Origin of the sequence: Clostridium luticellarii, from assembly GCF_002995845.1 — a bacterium.
In the GTDB taxonomy this organism is placed as follows: Bacteria; Bacillota; Clostridia; order Clostridiales; family Clostridiaceae; genus Clostridium_B; species Clostridium_B luticellarii.
Map to the genome: position 1 here is coordinate 19,554 of NZ_PVXP01000027.1, position 20,680 is coordinate 40,233.

General features: G+C 35.9%; 16 protein-coding genes. 5 read left to right on the top strand and 11 right to left on the bottom strand.

The window, feature by feature from the left end:
* Nucleotides 1-52: 52 nt before the first annotated feature.
* The 6 genes from CLLU_RS10125 to CLLU_RS10145 all read right to left on the bottom strand — a co-directional run bounded on the left by CLLU_RS10125 (nt 53) and on the right by CLLU_RS10145 (nt 7,483).
* The gene (locus tag CLLU_RS10125; protein ID WP_106009628.1) at nt 53-1,966 is read right to left on the bottom strand and encodes an NAD(+) synthase; all 1,914 of its coding nucleotides are present in this window, start codon (nt 1,964-1,966) and stop codon (nt 53-55) included.
* A 105-nt stretch (nt 1,967-2,071) separates the two neighbouring features.
* On the bottom strand, nt 2,072-2,236 hold the full coding sequence (locus CLLU_RS18875; RefSeq protein ID WP_170065754.1) for a hypothetical protein: 165 nt from the start codon (nt 2,234-2,236) through the stop codon (nt 2,072-2,074).
* The gene (locus tag CLLU_RS10130; RefSeq protein WP_106009629.1) at nt 2,233-3,498 is read right to left on the bottom strand and encodes a Ger(x)C family spore germination protein; all 1,266 of its coding nucleotides are present in this window, start codon (nt 3,496-3,498) and stop codon (nt 2,233-2,235) included. The genes CLLU_RS18875 and CLLU_RS10130 overlap by 4 nt, the downstream gene beginning before the upstream one ends.
* Nucleotides 3,482-4,588, bottom strand: a complete 1,107-nt coding sequence (locus CLLU_RS10135) for a GerAB/ArcD/ProY family transporter (protein WP_106009630.1) — start codon at nt 4,586-4,588, stop codon at nt 3,482-3,484. Before CLLU_RS10135 ends, CLLU_RS10130 begins: the two co-directional genes overlap by 17 nt.
* Before the next feature lie 15 nt (nt 4,589-4,603).
* Nucleotides 4,604-6,319 carry a spore germination protein gene (locus tag CLLU_RS10140; RefSeq protein ID WP_242977552.1) on the bottom strand — a complete coding sequence of 572 codons (1,716 nt, stop codon included), beginning with the start codon at nt 6,317-6,319 and terminating at the stop codon, nt 4,604-4,606.
* 69 nt (nt 6,320-6,388) lie between these two features.
* Nucleotides 6,389-7,483 (bottom strand): endospore germination permease, encoded by a 1,095-nt coding sequence (locus tag CLLU_RS10145; protein WP_106009632.1) that lies wholly within the window; start codon nt 7,481-7,483, stop codon nt 6,389-6,391.
* A 100-nt stretch (nt 7,484-7,583) separates the two neighbouring features.
* Here CLLU_RS10145 and CLLU_RS10150 point away from each other — a divergent pair, with 100 nt between their 5' ends.
* The 3 genes from CLLU_RS10150 to CLLU_RS10160 all read left to right on the top strand — a co-directional run bounded on the left by CLLU_RS10150 (nt 7,584) and on the right by CLLU_RS10160 (nt 11,160).
* Entirely contained in the window at nt 7,584-8,984 is a 1,401-nt protein-coding gene (locus tag CLLU_RS10150; RefSeq protein WP_106009633.1) for a spore germination protein, read from the top strand.
* Entirely contained in the window at nt 8,981-10,093 is a 1,113-nt protein-coding gene (locus CLLU_RS10155; protein WP_106009634.1) for a Ger(x)C family spore germination protein, read from the top strand. Before CLLU_RS10150 ends, CLLU_RS10155 begins: the two co-directional genes overlap by 4 nt.
* Nucleotides 10,094-10,305: 212 nt before the next feature.
* Nucleotides 10,306-11,160, top strand: coding sequence for a CvfB family protein (locus tag CLLU_RS10160; protein ID WP_106009635.1), 855 nt, complete (start codon nt 10,306-10,308; stop codon nt 11,158-11,160).
* A 44-nt stretch (nt 11,161-11,204) separates the two neighbouring features.
* On the opposite strand, the gene CLLU_RS10165 is transcribed toward CLLU_RS10160, so the two are convergent.
* Nucleotides 11,205-12,377, bottom strand: coding sequence for a M20 metallopeptidase family protein (locus tag CLLU_RS10165; RefSeq protein WP_106009636.1), 1,173 nt, complete (start codon nt 12,375-12,377; stop codon nt 11,205-11,207).
* Between the two features lie 28 nt (nt 12,378-12,405).
* Nucleotides 12,406-13,599 carry a hypothetical protein gene (locus tag CLLU_RS10170; RefSeq protein ID WP_106009637.1) on the bottom strand — a complete coding sequence of 398 codons (1,194 nt, stop codon included), beginning with the start codon at nt 13,597-13,599 and terminating at the stop codon, nt 12,406-12,408.
* Nucleotides 13,600-13,971: 372 nt separating this feature from the next.
* On the opposite strand from CLLU_RS10170, the gene CLLU_RS10175 reads away from it, so the two are divergent.
* Entirely contained in the window at nt 13,972-15,336 is a 1,365-nt protein-coding gene (locus CLLU_RS10175) for a sigma-54 interaction domain-containing protein (protein ID WP_106009638.1), read from the top strand.
* Nucleotides 15,337-15,345: 9 nt separating this feature from the next.
* Here the strand turns inward: CLLU_RS10175 and CLLU_RS10180 are convergent, their stop codons facing one another.
* Nucleotides 15,346-17,967: a calcium-translocating P-type ATPase, PMCA-type gene (locus CLLU_RS10180; protein ID WP_106009643.1), complete on the bottom strand. Its 2,622-nt coding sequence runs from the start codon at nt 17,965-17,967 to the stop codon at nt 15,346-15,348.
* Nucleotides 17,968-18,118: 151 nt separating this feature from the next.
* Between CLLU_RS10180 and CLLU_RS10185 the strand changes: the two genes are divergently transcribed.
* A complete protein-coding gene (locus CLLU_RS10185; protein WP_106009639.1) occupies nt 18,119-18,541 on the top strand; it encodes a YaaR family protein in 423 nt (140 codons plus the stop codon).
* Between the two features lie 90 nt (nt 18,542-18,631).
* Here CLLU_RS10185 and CLLU_RS10190 read toward each other — a convergent pair whose 3' ends face one another.
* Together CLLU_RS10190 and CLLU_RS10195 are read right to left on the bottom strand one after the other, a co-directional pair.
* A complete protein-coding gene (locus CLLU_RS10190; protein ID WP_106009640.1) occupies nt 18,632-19,903 on the bottom strand; it encodes a M14 family metallopeptidase in 1,272 nt (423 codons plus the stop codon).
* 68 nt (nt 19,904-19,971) lie between these two features.
* The gene (locus tag CLLU_RS10195; RefSeq protein ID WP_106009641.1) at nt 19,972-20,475 is read right to left on the bottom strand and encodes a gamma carbonic anhydrase family protein; all 504 of its coding nucleotides are present in this window, start codon (nt 20,473-20,475) and stop codon (nt 19,972-19,974) included.
* Between the last annotated feature and the right edge of the window lie 205 nt (nt 20,476-20,680).

The window sequence follows — 20,680 nt, forward strand, 5'->3', positions numbered from 1 at the left end:
CTTTTATCATTCTATAATATAATGATACACTATTATATGCAATTAACAAAGTTCAAATGGAATCAATCCACAATTTAAAGCTGGCATCTGAAGGCATTCTCCAGTCCCCTCTGGGTGATAAACTCACAGTACCTACCTTTGGACCGTCTGGAATGGCAGATCTTTTAAACTGCTGGGTAAAAAATCTCTTTATAAATACGTGAAGCCATTTTTTTATAACCTCACTGCTGTAATTATTTTTAAAAGCATGTTCCGCCAAAAAAAGTATCTTCTCTGGAGAATAGTTCAATCTTATAAAATAGTATAAAAAGAAATCGTGAAGTTCGTAGGGTCCCACTATATCCTCTGTCTTCTGGGATATTTCCCCGCTTATGTCCTTGGGCAGAAGTTCGGGACTAACAGGTGTATTCAATATATCCAGCAAAATACTGGATATATTTTGAGAAGCTTCTCTGTCCGCCACATATCTCACCAGATATCTCACCAAAGTTTTTGGTATGGAACAATTAACACCATACATGGACATATGATCTCCATTGTATGTAGACCAGCCCAGGGCCAGCTCCGACAGATCTCCGGTTCCAACCACCAGTCCCCCCTCTTTATTTGCTATATCCATTAGAATCTGGGTTCTCTCCCTTGCCTGAACATTTTCATAAGTTACATCGTGTATATTTCTGTCATGGGAAATATCTCTAAAGTGCTGGAGGCATGCATCTACTATGCTGATCTCTCTGAATTCCGTCCCTAAACTTTTACAAAGATTCACTGCATTGCTATAAGTCCTGTCCGTAGTCCCAAAACCAGGCATGGTAACAGTTATTATATTTTTTCTTGAAATATTCAAAGTATCAAAAGTCTTCACAGCCACCAGCATGGCCAAAGTAGAATCAAGCCCTCCTGATATGCCTATAACAGCTTTTTTCAAATTGGTATGTACTATTCTTTTTCCAAGGGCAGCAGTTTGTATACTGAATATCTCCCTGCACCTTATCTCCCTTTCATTTTTATTCTCAGGCACAAAGGGATGCTTATCGACTTTTCTGTCAAAATCCCCATAATCAAAATTTTCAAATTCAAATTCTATGTTTACCGGTTTTTGAGAAAATGACTTTATATTGTCCCTAAAGCTTACATTTTTAAGACGCTGACTATTCAATTTATCCAGATCCACAATAGAGGTTATAACCTCATTCTCCCTTTTGAATCTTTCATTTGCCTTTAAGAGCACACCATTCTCAGAAATGCACAGATCACCGCTGAACACCAAATCCGTAGAGGATTCAAATACTCCTGAAGACGCATATATATAAGAACACATACATCTGGCACTTTGTGAACATACCAAGTTTCTTCTATAAGAAGATTTACTTACGATTTCATTAGAAGCAGAAAGGTTCCCCAGTATGTTTGCCCCCATGAGACAGAGATAACTGCTGGGAGGTATTACAGCCCAGAGATCCTCACATATTTCAAACCCAAATTTAAAATCCCCGCAGTTAAATATCAAGCTTACACCAAAGGGGATATTCTGTTGAAAATAAAAACTGATTCTTTCATCTATAATATGAAGTCCTTCTGTAAACCACCTTTTCTCATAGAATTCTTCATAATTTGGAATGTAACTTTTAGGAACGACTCCCAGGATCTTTCCTTTAAATATTACACATGCACAATTATAAAGGCAGTTATTATATACAACAGGCAGTCCCACTGCTACGAGAATATCCTTATTCTGCAGATACCTGCATAGTTTCTCCAGACCTTTCACTGCCTTTTTTAAAAGCAGCTGCTGCTCAAAGAGATCTGCACAGGTATAGGATGTTACACAAAGTTCTGGAAATACAACAAGCTTTGATTTCTCAATTAATGCTTTATCTATGCATTTTTCTATATTATTCAGGTTGAACTCTATATCCCCCACATTTGTCAACGGACAAGCCGCTGACACCCTTATAAAATTCACTATATTTTACCTCCTCTAAAAAGTTTCTGAATTTTTCACTATATATTATATTATAGATAATCTTGAGCAAATTGAAAATCCTTTTAAAAATTACCTACGATTTAATTAATCACTCATAAGCATTATAATTGGAACCAGTGTGGACACTACAGCCAAAAGCCAGACTCCAAAGGCAGCCAGCCCGTTATTTTCCCTCACCCACAGGGAAATCCCATAGCTAAATGTATAATAACCTGAGCATAATATTAAAAAACACAGCATATATTTCATTTTTCTACCTTTCCTTCAGAATTCCAAATATCCGATGTATAGAAACCTACTCCCATCCTTCTCACATTTACAGTTAAATTCACATTGATCTTTGCATCTTTATAATGGCTCAGCCAGTTATAATTTTCCCATTCCTGAATGGTTTTAAAATTATCCACTAGATGGTATCCAAATCCGAAAATATCGGATTCATATTCCTTTTGGGTTTTTTCAATGGTTTTATTTATGCCCTTCAACAAAAAATTTTTTATTTGATTATTCAAATCCTGCACCATGTATAATTTTTCATAGGGAATTTTATTCTTAATTGAAACTATATCCGCATCTACCTTCAAATTCACATCAACTACAGGCTTTCCATTGCTGAAATGTGCCTTTATTTTCGGCTTTCTGGCTAATTTAATATAGGATGCAATGACAGTATCGGGTTTGTATTTGTCGTTTATGGTCATTGTGGCACCTTTAAGCTTGCCTTCTACAAGAAGAAAATATCTGGTTTCATAACTGTCCAGGTATCCTACCATTTTATCTCCATTGAATACAGCTGTACCTGAAAGCTCCCTTTTAGCTGATCCCTTCCTCGGAACTTCCTCGGGCAGATATCCTTTGCCCGTAACAGGCGGATTATCTACGCCTTCATTTTGATTTTTTTCATTTTGATAGTTATTTACACCTCCATAGGCTGCAACAGGCTGATCATAATTTGAAAGAATGCTCCTATAAAAATTAAAAAATTGCTCGTGAGTAGAATAGGAATTATGCAGAGGCTGAGAAAAAAACAGTTCAACCATCTTAGGAAGACTCTCTCCTATAATGGATAAATTCTCTCTGATGAAATCCTCGGCATTACCTCTTACAACGGTAATTGACACAGTATTTCTCAACTCCCTGTACCTTTGTATTCCCAGGATATAACCTCCTACTCCCTCCGTTGCAACCTTTTCTGAAAATACAATAACTTTTAAATGTTTCAGTGTAACCTGGCGGGAAATTTCCTGTCCAAACATTTCCATGGCTTCAATCAAGCTGGGAGCTTCTATAACAGCTACATTGGCCTGCATGCGCTGAGTGCCCTCCTGATTTCTGTTTACTGCACCATATACAGGATATTGTATGGTAATTTTAAATTTATTGTTGCTTCCCCTGTCTACTCCCAGCATCACCGGATAGACTTCATCATCGATTTCCACCGCATCATAACAGCCTGTAAGCATAGTAAATAATATAATAAAGAGCAGAAGCAAGTTAATTTTTCTGTACATTTTGATTCCCACCTTTTTTCTTGAAGATAATGGCTATGACAAGCACGGCAGCAGGTATAAAATAATTTATAACCATGCTGTATTCCCGAATGAATACCAGGTTTATAGACACCAGCTCCAACATATTCTGAGGGATAATCGCCACAATAAAAACCAGGAAGGCAAAAGGCAGCAGAAGGGGCCTGTGATCTTTTACATGGTATATTTTACAGTAAATACTTATACATATGTAAAATGCTATGGCTGTAGTTATCATGGAAGGTATAATCCAGGTCACCAGAAATATTGTCTCCACCCTTTGAATAAACCTGTTAAAATAAATTGTCCTTGAAAGTTCAAAAATACCCGATATGTTTTCTTTTCCAAAAGCATAGTTGAAAGAGGCCAGGTAAAATAAAAAGCAGAACATGAATACAACTCCAGAGAATATTATACTTATAATACCTGCCTTCTTTGTCTCCTCCAGATCTCTCAGTGAGTTAGGTACAATAAATAAAATAAGAGCTTCATCATAGGAAGAACTTCTCAAAAATTCGGACCACAGAGTATTGGAAATACCATATCCAAGGTAGGGTTTTAAATGATTGAAATTATATATTGGATAGGCCATGGAAAACACCAGAACAAGCCCTACTATAACAGGAACAAGACAAATGCCGCACAACTGGCCAAGCCCTTTGAATCCAAAATATGCAATCAAAATTGACACAAGCAGAATACTTCCCATTATAAAGCTGGGGGGGGTTTTCGGCAGATTGTATATTTTAATCATATCCACAAATTCCCTCAAATTGGAGCCTGCATAAAAAACACAATATACACATAATATCATTCCAAGGATCTTGCCAAAGAACTTTCCAACCACTTCGTCAAGTACTTCAATCAAATTCATTCCTGGAAATCTTCTCATAAGCATGTACGTAATATAAAAAAATATTATGCTGATGATACAGGAGCCTATAGTGGAATACCAGGCCGCAGTTCCAACTCTCTGCACTATGGTTGCAGTACTGGCATAAAATATTTTATTTATAATAGCTAAAACCACAAGACATACAGCTTGGAATAACCCTATATTACCCTCGTTCATAAATTTCCACCTGCTTTAAGTATTTTTATTATTCTTTTTAACATTGGCATCCTGATTCATCCATCCCCTGGAATCTTCAGGCTGCCTTTTTGAGTCCATAGCATTCAATTCATCTGGTCTAAATTTCTGCCGCCAAATAGGATAGTTCAAAACGGTATCCTTGCTTTTGCTGGTCTTGGGTGGAAAATTAGAAAGAAAGGGGACACCAAAGGATTTCATATTTGACAATATGACAATATCGGAAACTATTCCTATACATATACCAAGAAGTCCCAATACATAGCCAAGGAAAATAAACATGATTCTGATCATCCTGGTGGCGTAGGTCAGACTGAAATCAGGTATGGAATAATTGCCAAGCACTGTAAAAGAAATTATTATAATTAAAATAGGGCTTATTATATTTGCCTGTACAGCAGCCTGACCTATTATGAGTGCTCCCACTATTCCTATGGTATTTCCCAGAATACCCGGTATTCTTATACCCGCTTCCCTTATGAGCTCAAAGGAAATCTCCATGAATATAACCTCCACAATTGTGGGAAAAGGCACTTCTTCTCTGGATCTGGCAATGGCAATCAAAAGAGAGGAAGGTATCATCTCCTGGTGATAATTTACAAGAGCCACATATATCCCCGGCAGCAGCAGAGATACAATTATCCCGAATATTCTCATAAATCTCAGCAAAAGTCCATACTGCCATTTTAAAATATAGTCCTCAGAGGTATGAAAAAGAGTGAAAAATGTAATTGGAAGAACCAGCACATAGGGAGTTCCGTTGGAGATAAGGGCCACCCTTCCTTCCATAATATAGTAACATACTCTGTCCGGCCTTTCCGTTGACAGAACGGTTGGTATCAAAAAACAGCTGTCATCTGAAATATATTCCCCCAGCATTCCAGTGCCGGATATAAAGTCCGTTTTTATGCTGTTGATTCTCCTCTTTACCTCCTGTACTATTGCAGGGTTGGTTATACCCTCTATGTACATAATTGCACACTCATTGTTATTGCTGGCCCCTACTCTCAACTTCTCCGTAATCAAATCTTTATTCCTTATAAGTTTTCTTACAAGAACCACATTGGTGGATAAATTTTCGGTAAAAGCTTCATAAGAACCTTTTACCGATCCCTCCGTCTGTGGCTTATCTACCTGTCTTTTTGCAAAATCCCCGGTAATGCAGAACCCGTAATAATTACATCCCTCTATATATATTCCCGTATTTCCATAGGTTATTTCATATATGACATCTTTAAGATTATTTACAGTTTTCATATTGTTGATTTCAATCACGTTGTTCAATATAAAATTTATTTCTTCCTGATTTCTATCTGCATTTGAGCCGGACTCGTTTTCATCTTCACCTTCATCGTAATTTTTATAATTTAAAAGTGGCCTTATTATAAAGTTGTTTACAAAATTATTGTTTACAGTATTCTTCAAATAAGTTATGAAAGCATTGTATTTTCCTGCAATTTTAATTTTCTTTACAATAATATCCTGATTTATGGGATAATGAAATTCCTGCTCAATAAATTTTATATTGGAATCGATGTCCACTTGAATTTTTTCATCGCTGTTTTTTTTAGATCCGTTTTTTATTCTCATTGAATCATAATTATAACTGTCGGCTCCATCGTTTTTATCCGCTTTGGGTATATAAAATTCCTGTATTTCCTTTTTATGCTTATATGTAATCAGAGAAACCAGGCTTTTAAATACATTACTCATCATCACACCTGCCTACATAATTTATTTTGAAAGTTGTTATTTTATTATCTGCAGATTATACAATATTATTTAATTACCACTCATATTTTTTCCGGATTTTATATTAAATACTGTAAAAGCCGCCAAGGTTCCAAAAAACAGTACCGCTGCACATATATACACATATATATTCAAGAATTTAAAAAGCGTGAACAGATTCCTGGAGATCATGTAAGATGCTATATAGATCACACCGGCGGCTGTACTTAAAAAAATATTTGAATTTATAACTTTATCCAGCTTAAATTCTCTCATAATTAAAACAAGTGCAAAAAATGTAGTTATATATTTTGAGAACCAACCGGCTATCAATTGAAATATCACATAGAACTCGCCGCTTGCTATGAATCCAAAGTAAGATATGAGCTGAGTCTGCACAAGCTTGGGATAGGCAATTTCATTGGCCCTCTCCACATCAAAAGTGGCGAGCACTCCTATTATGGCCACAATTATCATCTGAGCCACAAATAAATTTCCTAAAAAAGAGTATTTTCTAAGGCCTTTTTTTATGTCCAGCTGGCTCAGATAGGGAAGTGAAATGGCAATCGATGAATACATGCCTATGGATTTCAAAATAGATAAAAAAAAATTGGCGCCAATTCCATGTTCAAATAAGGGAAACAGTCTTTTATAATCTTTGAACTGCGACGTTAAAATACCCAGGTTTATTCCATTGAATATGGAAATTGCTATACATGCCATAATAACTGCCATTACAGAATATCTGCCTCTTTTAACCGTATAAAGCCCTGGTAACACTACAAACAGAAGTATATACCAGACTGGACTCTCTATGAAAAAATTGGTGTGTATTACATTTGACTCCACGGAGGCACTTTCTACCAGAGATAAAAAAACCACCGCTGCAAATACGATTAAAAATGCATTTCCAAATAAATTTCCAAAAGACGATATAAATATTTCACGCAGGCTGTAGCAGTTATTTTTTATACATATATTTATCAGATAGTCAAAGTAAACCAGCATTATTATACAGGTTATTATAACAACCACCCAGCTGTCTCTGCCGGAAATATTCATAAATATCTGAGGATAAGTTTTTAAACTGGCTATGGACAGGGCGGATATTATAAAAAATATATGTTTAAAGCTGAACTTATCCATAAATAATCTCCATTCACACTAAATTTTACATACAAATATTATCTGCTAAACCATGAATGTTATTCAAGAAAATACAGATAATATATCTGGTGATTAAAACATGAATGATTATTGGAATTATATAAATGACAAATTGAATAACAACTCGGATTTAAAACGCCGTGAAATAAAATGTAACCGTGGAACTATATACTTGCTGTTCATAGACGACATGTGCGACTCAAAATTCATAAGCCAGTATATAATAGCCCCCCTTATAAAAAACAGCAGGCTGATTACCGATTCAGAAATAATAAAAAAGCGGATCCTCTACAGTAATTCCATTGGAGATGTGACTTCCAGAGACGATGCCCTTCTGCACATTTTATCGGGTGATGTAGTAATCCTGTCTGATTTTTATGACAGTGTTATATTTTGTGACACCAAGGGCTTCAACAGAAGATCTATATCCACCCCTTCCACTGAGACAGTGATAAAAGGCCCCAGGGAAGGCTTCAATGAAGTTTTGCTGGACAATATATCCCTCATAAGGCGGAGAATAAAAAGCCCACAATTAAAAATTGAGTACAAGATCATGGGTAAAATCTCCAATACCACTGTGGCACTTTTATATATACAGGACCTGGCCCCCCAAAAAGTATTGAAATACATCAACGACAAACTTGGTAAAATAGACATAGATTTTCTTCTGGATACAAATTACCTGGAAGAACAGCTTAAAAACCCCAAAACCATTTTTGATACAATAGGGTATACCGAAAAACCCGATATTGCAGCCTCCAAAATACTCCAAGGGCATGTAATTGTACTGGTGGATGGTACTCCTTTCGCACTGAGTGCTCCCCATTTTTTTATAGAGAATTTCCAGATGGCGGACGATTATTATTTAAATTCCTACTATACAAGCATCCTCAGAATACTAAGAATAGCTGCTTTCGGTATTTCAGTGCTTCTGCCGGGATTGTACATAGCTATTACCACCTATCATTTTTCATTTATACCCCTTATATTTGTTTTCAGGCTTTCATCTTCCAGAGCAGATGTCCCCATACCAACTGTAATAGAAGTTTACTTGATGTCATTCTTTTTTCAGCTTCTAAGAGAAGCTGGAATAAGGCTTCCGCAGCCCTTAGGACAGTCCATGAGCATAGTAGGAGCTCTTATACTGGGCCAGTCAGCAGTTAGTGCCGGACTTACTTCCCAGACTACGGTAATAATAGTGGCTATTTCAGCTATATCCTCTTTTTTGACTCCTAAATTATATGGCCCCATACTTGTATGGAGTTATATAATACTGTTTTTATCCTCCTTGATTGGAATGCTGGGATTCTTTATGGGATTATTCATGATGATATCGGATATAGCTTCCCTGGACAGCTGCAGATATCCCTATATCACCCCTGTATTGACCAAAGAAAAGCTAAGTTACAAGGACATTCTATACAGAAAAAAATTGACCAATATATCCAAAAATAATTTAAACAGGAATGATACTAAATGAAAAATTTTCTCTGTTATTTTTTAGTAATATGTACACTTTTTCTCAATGGGTGCTTCAATTACAATGATATCGACCAGGTTATATTTGCTACAGCCTGTATTGTAGATGTAGACAGCCAGGGTAATCCCATAATCTATATAGAGGCTTTTCGGCCTCAAAAAAGTTCCGCCGGAAGTGCCGGCGGCGAGGAAAGGATTCTTTTCAGGGGTTCAAGAAAAACCATGTTTGAGACCCTGAGGGATATAAACCTATCTTCCAACTACAAATTGAATTTCACTCAGAATATGGGAATTTTTTTTACTGAAAAAGCCGCTGCCCAGGATATGAAAGATTTCATAGACTTCTTTGAAAGAGATCAGGAATTTGTCATAAGATCCAATATAGCCATAATAAAGGGATGCGCAGACACTTTTATCAATGTAAAATTAAAGGGTCAGGAATTCATAGGTGTTTTTATCCATGATTTGATAAAGAACATCCCTTCATCTTCCAGAGAGGTAATGACAAGTTTAAACGATTTTCTGGATTCAATGAACAGCGACTGCAGAACATCTGTAATTCCCATGCTGGAGATAAAACAGGAGCAGCCGGAAAATAAAATAGAAATTGGTGATGGAGCCATAATCACAAATTACAAGATGGTGGACACATTGAGAAGGACTGATGTACTGGGTTATAATTTTCTACTCAACAACATAAAAGGCAGCTCTCTGGAAGTAACCAACCCGGATATTCCCTCCAAATTCATAGGCCTGGAGATAATAAAAAATAATACAAAAACACGAATGTATTACAGTGGAAAAAAATTGACAGTGCAAAAGATAATCAATGTAAAAGTAAGTATATCCGAAGCTCAAAACAAACTCAATTTAGATGAAAATACAGTAAAAAAAATACAGGCCAATGCGGAAAAAAACATAGCCTATGCCTGCAATAAAATATTTCAAGATTACAAAGAAAAGGATTTGGATATATTTTATCTCAAAGATGATTTTAAAAGAAGATACCCCAGAGAAAACTCAAACAATATATTTCAGAAAAGCCAGCTTCATATGGATGTACATGTTTCCGTGGAAGGATCCTCTACTAAAACAAACTTCAGATACTAACTGCTTCTGCAATACACAATGCAATTAAAGTTCAGTAAGCGAAAGCTTTATCATGAAACCCTAAAATCACCGATGGCATCATTGCTTCCAATAGTATATAATAAACGGTGAAATATAATAATTTCTGAGCACAGTTCAAACCATATTAAATATCAGAGTTCAGAATACGGCATTTGATATTTGTATTCTGAAAAATTAGGAGTGAGACAAAAGTGATATTACTAGGCAGATTCAATCAATTAAAAATAATCCGAAAAACCAAATTTGGATATTACTTAGATGCTAAAACAGGTGTTACCTCAGATGATGTACTTCTTCCAAATAAAAATACTCCGGGAAACCAGCTTTCCATAGGAGATGAAGTCAATGCCTTTATATACAAGGATTCAGAGGACAGGACAATTGCCACTCTCAAATCACCACTGGCTCAAGCAGGTGAAATTGCACTGTTAAAAACCGTATCCAGGGTCAGTTTCGGCTGCTTTATAGATATAGGTCTGGAAAGAGATGTACTGGTTCCAATATCAGAACAAAAATATAAGCTGGAACCGGGAAAATACTACCCCTTTTATCTATATATAGATAAAACGAATAGAATAGCGGCAACTACAGACATAGACAAATATCTTTTTGAGGTGGAAGCTGAAAACGAGAAATATGGCCCTGGCGCAGAGGTAAAAGGCATAGTCTATGGGTTTCAGACAAACCACAGTGCCATGGTAGCAGTAGACAAAAAATATAAAGGCGTTATATTAAACAATGAATACTTCACAAAATTGGAAATAGGTGATGAATTGAATTTAAGAGTAAAAAAAATCTATGAGGACGGTAAATTAGGACTTACACCTAGAAAATCTCCAAAATACGAGAGATTATCCCTGGAGGATACCATACTCAATTATTTAAAATCTCACCATGGATTTATGCCTTACAATGACAAGAGTTCTCCCGAAGATATAAAAAACATCTTCCATGAGAGCAAAAATTATTTTAAAAATGCTCTGGGAGGACTTATGAAAAAAAATTTAATCTCCCAGGACGAAGATGGAACAAGGCTTATAGAATAAAAGCTGTATGCAATTCATTTAGAATTGCATACAACTTTTTTAGACTAGGAAAGAAAATCAACAGCTACTTGAGTATAAGCCGCAGTCCCTATAGGAAGAGCATCTTCATCTACATTAAAATAATTGGAATGATGAGAGTAATTGCATCCCTTTTCCTCATTTCTTCCACCAAGAAGCATCAATGAACCTGGAATTTTCTCCAGATATTCTGAAAAATCTTCTGAACCCATTATCCTGTTTATACTTATAACTCCCTCTTCACCCATGAATTTCTTTATGGAATTTATGGCTGTTCTAGTATATTGCGGCTCATTATCAGTGACAGCACATTTAAAAGTATAATTAAATTCATAATCACACCCATAGGCTTCGCAGGTGTTTTTAATTATCTTTTCCATCCACTTTGGAAGTTCTTTTCTAATATCAGCGTTGAAGGTCCTGTTCATTCCTTCCATCTCAGTAGTACCAGGAACTACATTGAACCTCTCCCCACCTCTTATAGTGCCTATATTTATTACTATTGGACTCCTTACATCATTTACTCTGCTCACTATGCTCTGTATACCTTGAACTATTGCAGAAGAGCAGACTATGGAATCAACTCCCTGCCACGGAGCAGAACCATGACACGATTTACCGAGTACCTTTAACTTCCAGCTGTCTGCACTTGCCATAATCGGTCCTTCCTGCAGGGCTATCTTATTTACAGGCACATCAGACCATACATGCATGCCAAAAATATAATCTACATCTGGATTTTTAAGAACTCCTCCCTGTATCAACTGCTTGGCCCCTTCTGCAATTTCCTCTGCAGGTTGAAACAAAAATTTAACAGTACCTTTTAATTCGTCTTTTCTCTCAGATAACAATTTTGCTGCCCCTAAAAGCATAGAAACATGGAAATCATGTCCGCAGGCATGCATATACCCTATATTTTCTGAGGAAAAAGGAAGACTCGTTTTTTCCGTTACAGACAATGCATCCATATCTGCTCTCAGTGCAATAACCTTTCCTTTCGAACTTCCTTCCAATATGCCCAGGATACCTGTCTCACCAATATGTTCTACTTTTATTCCCATATCCGTCAGATTTTTTGCAATTATCTTAGAAGTTCTGTACTCTTTAAGTGACTGTTCAGGATGCCTGTGAAAATCACGTCTTAAATCAACTAACCATTCTTTAATATCTTTCGCCCTATTCAATGTGTCATTTTGCATACTATAAGCGCCCCACTTTATAAATAATTTATAATAATTTCAAGAACACACTTGCTATAACTACAGATGCAATAGATACTGTTACAAAGCCGCCTACCAGCATCCTAGGAAGTAATATATCTACTAAATAATTTCTTTCTTCATCCGTACTGCCTACAGACTTACATACCTCTGTAGTTATAACATAATCGGCCGGGAATCCGAAAAGCGCTGTAAGTGCACAGGCAAAGGCCATTTCTTTTGAAAATCCAAGAGGTCTTCCCACCAGCATTGACATTATAAACATACCCAGAATTCCCAATATTATAAGTACAACTATTGGACCTATTATTCCCAAAAGCTGTCCTGGAGTAACAGTAGACAACTGAGAAAATACATAAGCCAAAAGTCCAGCTATAAGCCATTTAAAAACCCCGGCTTTAACAAGAGACTGCTCTTCTAAAAATCCCAGTTCACAAAAAATAACTCCAAGTACAAGACATATTACATACTGGTTCACAGCTCCACCGGTTAAATTAGATAACCAACCTGCAATCATGGACACCAATATTACTTTAAAAAGTATTACCGGAGCTGTCTGATAAGCTTTAGGAAGTGCAGGTATAAGCTTTTTCCTCTCATTTTCTTCACTTTGAAACATACTTCCTCCTTTTAACACTTTAGGATCAGGACCATTTTCCCTAAAATCTTTTATAACCCGTCTCCCCTCTTTCTTCAAGCACCAGGAAGTAATTGGATATCCAAAGAAACTATGGGTTATAAACATTGCTATAGGAAGAACAGCAAGGGTGGTAATACCCTGAGCTTTCAATCCCTCAGACATAAGAAGTGCTGCCACTATTCCTCCAGTTAGAGGTGGTGTCGCAGCTACGACTGTATGCCAGTCAAACAGCAGCAGTCCTATGGTCATAGTCAAAGCCATAATTCCACACACACCGCATACTGCCACCACTACTGCCTTCCACTGATCTATCAATTTTCTAAGGCTCATAAGAGTACCCAGATGTACAAGAAGCAGCCCCATGGCAACTTGTATAAATTCTTTTCCAAAAGATGCTTGTACAACTACATCCTTGGGCACAAATGTCCAAAATCCTATTAAAAATAGAACAGCAGAGATAAATACTGAAGGAACATAGGCCTTCGTCTTTTGTGATACAACTTCCCCTATTAGCAAAAACAACATTACTATGAGAAAGCATTCAACTGATGTAAATTTCATAAAACTTCTTCACCCCTTTTTAAATTATGGAAACTTGATTCCAATGTTTTAATTAAGCAAGCATTTATCGTGCCAATCATTTAAAAAAACACTTCAAACTAACGTTCATATGATAAATATAATAAATTCTTTATTTCATCATAATATATACAATCTATTAGATATAGTTGTAAATTTGATTCATAATATTAAATTTGAATTTTCTAACTTTAAGTTTTTTTATATTATTATGTCTAAATATGGAATATATAAATTCACCAATCTCATTTTTATTTCATTATTTCTTCAAGTTGAAATTATATGTATCAATATGTTACAATAAAATTGTCACACATTGATACAGTGTACATTTAAAAAAGGTGATATTAAAGCATGTATGAGCAAATTTCAAAAAAAGATTTAGAAAAGTATTTAAACAAAATAAATTCTATGATATTCTGCAATATTTCACTGCCAGTTGTGTTTGTAGATAAAGGATGCCATATTTTAGACATAAACCCTGCTTTCATGAAGTATTTTCAGATTACATTAAAAGATATGCAGGGAACTTTTCTGGGAGATATTATACCCAATTCCAAGCTGCCAGATGTAATTAAAACAGGAATCCCCAGAATAGAAAATACCTATGGATTTAACGGTAAACAAAAAATTGTCGTCCACAGCATACCTCTTTTCGAAAATTATGAATTGATAGGAGGCATGAGTCTGTTCATACCTCAATCAAACGAGAATGCACTTGACAGATTCAACACCATAAATGCATCATTTCGTTCAAAATATACTTTTAATGACATTTTGGTGAATTCGTCTGCCGGAAAGCTGTGTAAGAAATCAGCAGAAAAATTTGCAGATACGGATTTTACTGTTCTTATAACCGGTGAAAGTGGAGTTGGCAAAGAAATGTTTGCCCATGCTATTCACAATAAAAGCAAAAGACGACTTAATCCATTTATAAGAGTAAATTGTGCTGCAATACCGGAAAGCCTTGCGGAATCTGAATTATTCGGATACAGCAGCGGCTCTTTTACCGGAGCTTCCAAGGAAGGTAAATGTGGAAAATTTGAGCTGGCAAATGGCGGAACTATATTTTTAGACGAAATAGGCGAGATACCATTTCCTCTTCAGGCTAAATTACTGAGAGTTCTGCAGGAAAATGAAATAGAACGTATAGGCAGCAATAAAATATTAAATATAGACGTGAGAGTAATAGCCGCCACCAACTGCAATTTAAAGGAAAAAGTGCTGCAAGGCACTTTTAGGACGGATCTCTTTTACAGGCTCAATTTTTTAAATCTTGAAATTCCTCCTCTCAGGGACCGAAAAGGTGATATAACAGTTTTAGTAAAATCCATACAAAATAAATTTTATAAAAAATACAATATAAAAAAGTATTTCCCGGATAATATACTAAAGGTTCTGTACTTCTATGACTGGCCCGGCAACATAAGGGAGCTTACAAATATAATTGGACGAATAATGGTGACCTCCAAAGGTGAAGTTATAACAAAAGACGATTTACCTGAATTCCTGTTAAAAAACTATGGTCAAAGCAATACAAATGAAACCACTCAGAATAAGCCTTTAAAAAACTCCATATATAAAACTGAAAGTAAGATTATAATGGATACACTTATAAAAAATAATTTCAATAAATCAAAGACAGCTGAAACTTTGGGAATTCCAAGAATGACACTGTATAGAAAGCTGAAAAAATTATTTCCCATAGAAGGCAGTTAAAGGTGACATTTACTTTTTCTCCAGTTTATTGTAAATTACTTTCCCAATTTCATTTACAATAAGAGGTATTATAGATAATAAAAGTACAAACAGCCAATCCTGGATTGTAAGTCTAAACACCTTGAATACAGATGCCAGGAACGGCACTGTAATGACTATATTCTGAAGTATTATTCCAAGTATTATGGCACCAATCAGATATTTATTGGTAAAAACCCCGATCTCAAATATGGATTTTTCACTGTGCCTCATGCTCAGGGTATAAAACAGCTGGGATACACTGAGCACCACAAAGGCCATGGTCTGTGCGTGCATTAGAGAATTGGAATATACCAGGTTTCCTATATAAAAAGCACTTAAAGTGATTATGCCTATTAGAATACCGTTTCCTATTAAGAATACACCTATTCTTCCAGAGAACAACCCTTTTTTTGCATCACGGGGCTTTTCTTTCATTATATCAGGATCATCCGGGTCTACACCCAGAGCCAATGCTGGAAGACTGTCCGTTATAAGGTTTACCCAGAGAAGATGAATAGGTCTTAGCACTGAAGGCCATCCGAGAACTATACCTATAAATAATGCCACTATCTCTCCTATGTTGCAGGAGAGAAGAAACACTATGGATTTTCTTATATTATTGTAGATATTTCTTCCTTCTTTTACCGCTTCTACAATAGTTGAAAAATTATCATCCGTCAATATCATATCTGAAGCATCCTTGGCCACATCTGTTCCCGTAATTCCCATAGCTACACCTATATCAGCAGCTTTTAAAGAAGGTGCATCATTTACACCATCTCCTGTCATAGACACTATGTTTCCCTTTTTCTTCAAGGTCTTTACTATATTCACTTTGTGCTCCGGAGACACTCTGGCAAAAACCCTCAGGTTATCAATTTTATCCTCAGCTTCCCTGTCAGATAATCTATCAAATTCATGTCCCAGTATAACCTGTGATAGATCCTCTGCTATACCAAGCTTTTTTGCTATGGCAAAAGCCGTATTTTTATGATCTCCTGTAATCATAACTGTTCTTATACCTGATTTTCTGCACTCTTCTATAGAATTCTCCACATTCTCCCTGGGAGGATCTATCATTCCCACCAGACCTACAAAAGTCAGATCCTTTTCCATGGAATCAATTTCAATTTTAGCTGAATCCACCACTTTAAAAGCCGCTGCAAGTACTCTAAGTGCCTCCTTTGACATTACATCAGAAGCTTCCATAACCTTTGACTTCAGATCATCACTAAATGGGATTACACTGCCATTCATGTATATATGGGTGCAGATCTTAATTAAATTGTCCACAGCACCTTTCGTAATTACATTGAATTTGTCACCAAATTTATTCAGTGTAGTCATAAGTTTTCTGTCGGAATCAAAAGGTATCTCATTCTTTCTGGAATGCAGCTTATTTTCATCATCCTTATACATGTTAAATTTGACTCCCAGTTCAATCAATGCAATTTCCGTTGGATCTCCGGTTTTTGAATCACCAGAGTAGGTTGCATCGCTGCAGAGCACCATATCCCTCACGAGACTAGAATGGACATCATTTTTTATATCAAGCCGGGACACATCATCCAAAATGCCATCAGCATAAAATTTTGTCACTGTCATTTTATTTTGAGTCAGGGTTCCCGTCTTGTCGGAACATATTATATTTACAGAGCCCAGAGTCTCTATAGCTGGAAGTTTTCTTATTATAGCATTTCTTTTTATCATCCTCTGCACTCCCACTGCAAGGACTATGGTTACCATAGCCGGCAGCCCTTCAGGAATAGCAGCTACTGCCAGACTTATGGCTGTCAGAAACATCTCAAACAGATCCCTATGTTGTATTAAGGCCACACCAAACATGAGAATACATATTACAAGAACTACAAATCCCAGCATTTTACCAAGCTGCGCCAGCTTTACCTGCAGCGGTGTCAAATTCTTTCCATTTTCATCGAGCATTTTTGCTATTTTACCCATTTCCGTATCCATACCTATAGCTACGGCAATACCTGCGCCTCTTCCATAGGTAACCATTGTGGACATGAATGCCATATTTTTCTGATCCCCAAGAGCTGTATTTTCATTTTGGGATATATCCTCTGCATATTTTTGTGAAGGCACAGATTCTCCGGTAAGAGCCGATTCTTCTATCTTTAAGTTGGCAGTTTCAATCAACCTCAAATCACAGGGTACATATTTGCCTGCTTCCAAAATCACCACGTCTCCCGCTACCACATCCTCAGAAGATATCTCTAGAATTTTCCCATCCCTTTTGACCAGTGCCTTGGGAAAGGAAAGTTTTTTCAAAGATTCAAGCGCCTTCTCAGCTTTCGACTCCTGAACCAGACCTATCACTGCATTCAATATAACTACAATTATTATGATAGCTGCGTCACTTATTTCATTGAGAAGTGCAGAAATTACAGCTGCTCCCAGTAAAATATATATGAGTACATCATTTATCTGTTCAAACAACAGTCTTAAAATGGATTTTTTCTTTTTTCCCGTCAACCTGTTTGGTCCGTATTTGTTTCTTCTAGTCACAGCTTCTTCAGACGTAAGTCCGTTTACCTTATCCGTATTCAATTCTTTTATTATTTCATCCACACCTTTTTCAAACCACATAAAATCACCTACCTGCTTTTTATTTTTTGATAATACCACAGTCTTATACATATTTAAATAAATTATTATCACTTACTATGTTTTTTTAAAAATATTATATATAATAAGTATAATGCATTAAATACTTTAAATAAAAGTCTGGAGGAATATTATGGAAATTTCTAGAGTTGGTGGAACTTCTCCACATTCTTCGAAAAGCAAAAACATAAAAGTAAAAAAAGATTTTTCCCAAAGTTTTAACTCTCAGATGGAAAAAAAATCAGAAGAGCAGCTTAAAAATATGTTTGATAAAATCAAAAAAAGGGGAAATAGATTATCTGTAACAAAATGCTATTCAGATGTAAAACTCTACAAAAAAATGATAAAGGAATATCTTGAATCCGTCTTAAAACATATGTACAACGTTAAAAAAGATATAAGTTTCTGGCAGACACAGTATTTTATAACAGTAGATACTATAGATAAAAAATTGGAGGATCTTACTGAAATGCTGATGAAGGATCAAAAGGAAAATCTGAATGTAGCTGCCACTATAGATGATATAAGCGGTCTTTTGGTAGACATTTATAAATAGAGTTTAGAGCTTTAAATGATTTTCTTATATTATTTAAAATCATCCTCTGCTCTTAACTCCTTACTTTTAATCCTTGATTTAAATGAACAGCTATATAACCGAAGCAAGCAGTAAAAGTTCCTCATTTTCACTGTATATTTCATCAAACTGGCTTATGGGAAGAGGATTTGTTCCACTGCCTACTTCTATAGTAAAGCCTGGTTTCCCATGATCCTGTATAAACCAGTCCTTATACCCTGAATATGATGTTATACCAGTGGTTTCCTCCAAGCTATATCCACTCACCTTAGAAAACAGCTCTGCTATGCGCCTTGATTCCGGAGGTGTCAAATCATCATACTGCCAATAGATAACCCTTCCCTGACTGTGGTAGGCCAGCACCAGTCTAAAATTATGATTATTGGTAAATGCAACCATGGTCCTGGTTTCCGGTTCTGATTCCGCATAAGGCCCGGAATATCTGGTAGGTCCAGGACCGTACACACCATAAGAGGGTTCTGCATCCTTTGAAAGCTGCCAGCTGGCATTATAATTATGATTGATATCCACCCCTCTGTTATTTGCCTGCCAATCTTTTGAAAAGTCGGTGCTGCCCCTGTTCCACCTTATGAGATCATTGTAAAAAGGATTGTCACTGCTGAGTCCGTTTAAAACAAGTTCTACTCCATCAGGATTTACCATAGGTACTATATATATGCTGCTTCTGCTCCATATATCACCTATATTATATCCTCTTATACTTGTACCTTCAGAATATGATCTGGCAAAATTCTCTATAAATTTCATCAGAAGAGGTACTGTTATCCACTCCAGAGAATGATGGGCACCGTTATAGGACACTTGATTTTGCCCTACTCCAAGTTTTACATAATAAAGCTGCCTTCCAAGCACACTTTGTCCTATACTTCCAAAATCTATAAATGGATATCTGGCTTTAAGTCCTCTAAGATCAGTTTCCAGTACATCATAAGTATAATTTATATTTGTATCAACCACATCTATACTATATGGTACCTTGATTGTATTTCCAGGAATCAATCCAAAAGGCTCTACAAGCGGGTTGGCGGTTATTATTCTATAAACTTGAGTTCCATATTTTCTGGCTATACTATATAATGTATCGCCTGGTCTGATGGTATATTCATCATATCCCAGCATGAAACTTCGAAGTATTCTGTAAGTATTTTCACCTATTATTCCGTCTGGTATCAACCCGTTGTTTCTTTGAAAGTTTTTAACTGCATTTTCCGTCTGTACACCATACATTCCATCTATAGGTCCCGGGTTGTACCCAATTTTTTCCAAAGTAGCCTGTATCTGCATTACCTGATTTCCTCTGGAACCTAATTTAAAATTGGGCATTATTATACAATCTCCAAATATTATTAACACTATATCTTATACTTCATCTATAAAATAAGTGCTACATATTACTTATAGCTTTCAGCTTTTTTAATATATCCCTCTGCTGATTTTTTGAGAAACTCCTTTTCTTCTTCTGTAAGCTTTCTCACAACTCTTGCCGGTGATCCCATACACATCACTCCAGAAGGTATCTTCTTATTTTTAGTTACAAGGCTTCCAGCTCCTATTATTGTCTGCTCCCCTATTTCAGCATTGTCCAGAATTATGGAACCCATGCCAATTAGAGAGTACTTTCCAACTTTGCCTCCATGTATTATGGCATTATGCCCTACAGTTACATATTCTCCTATTTCTACAGGATTCATTCCTCCACTGGTGTGCAGAGTGCAATTATCCTGTACATTGCTTCCTTTTCCCACATATATATAATTTACATCACCTCTGAGCACAGCCCCAAACCATATACTGGCATCCTCATGAATTTTAACTTTCCCTATAATTTCCGCATTGTCAGCTACAAAGCAACTTTTATCCACTTCAGGAACGTAATTTTCAAATTTTCTTATCATATTTACTTAATCTCCTTCGTATTGATATTGGCTTATAATATTTAATACTAATTATAAACCACTTTAAGTTGAATATTAAAGTCTTTTATGTGGTTTATTTATCATATAGTGTAAATAAACTTATAAAGGACAGAGTATTTAAAAATCATAGTGAAATACGGCATATAATATAAATTGAACTTTTACTGAATATATAATATAATAA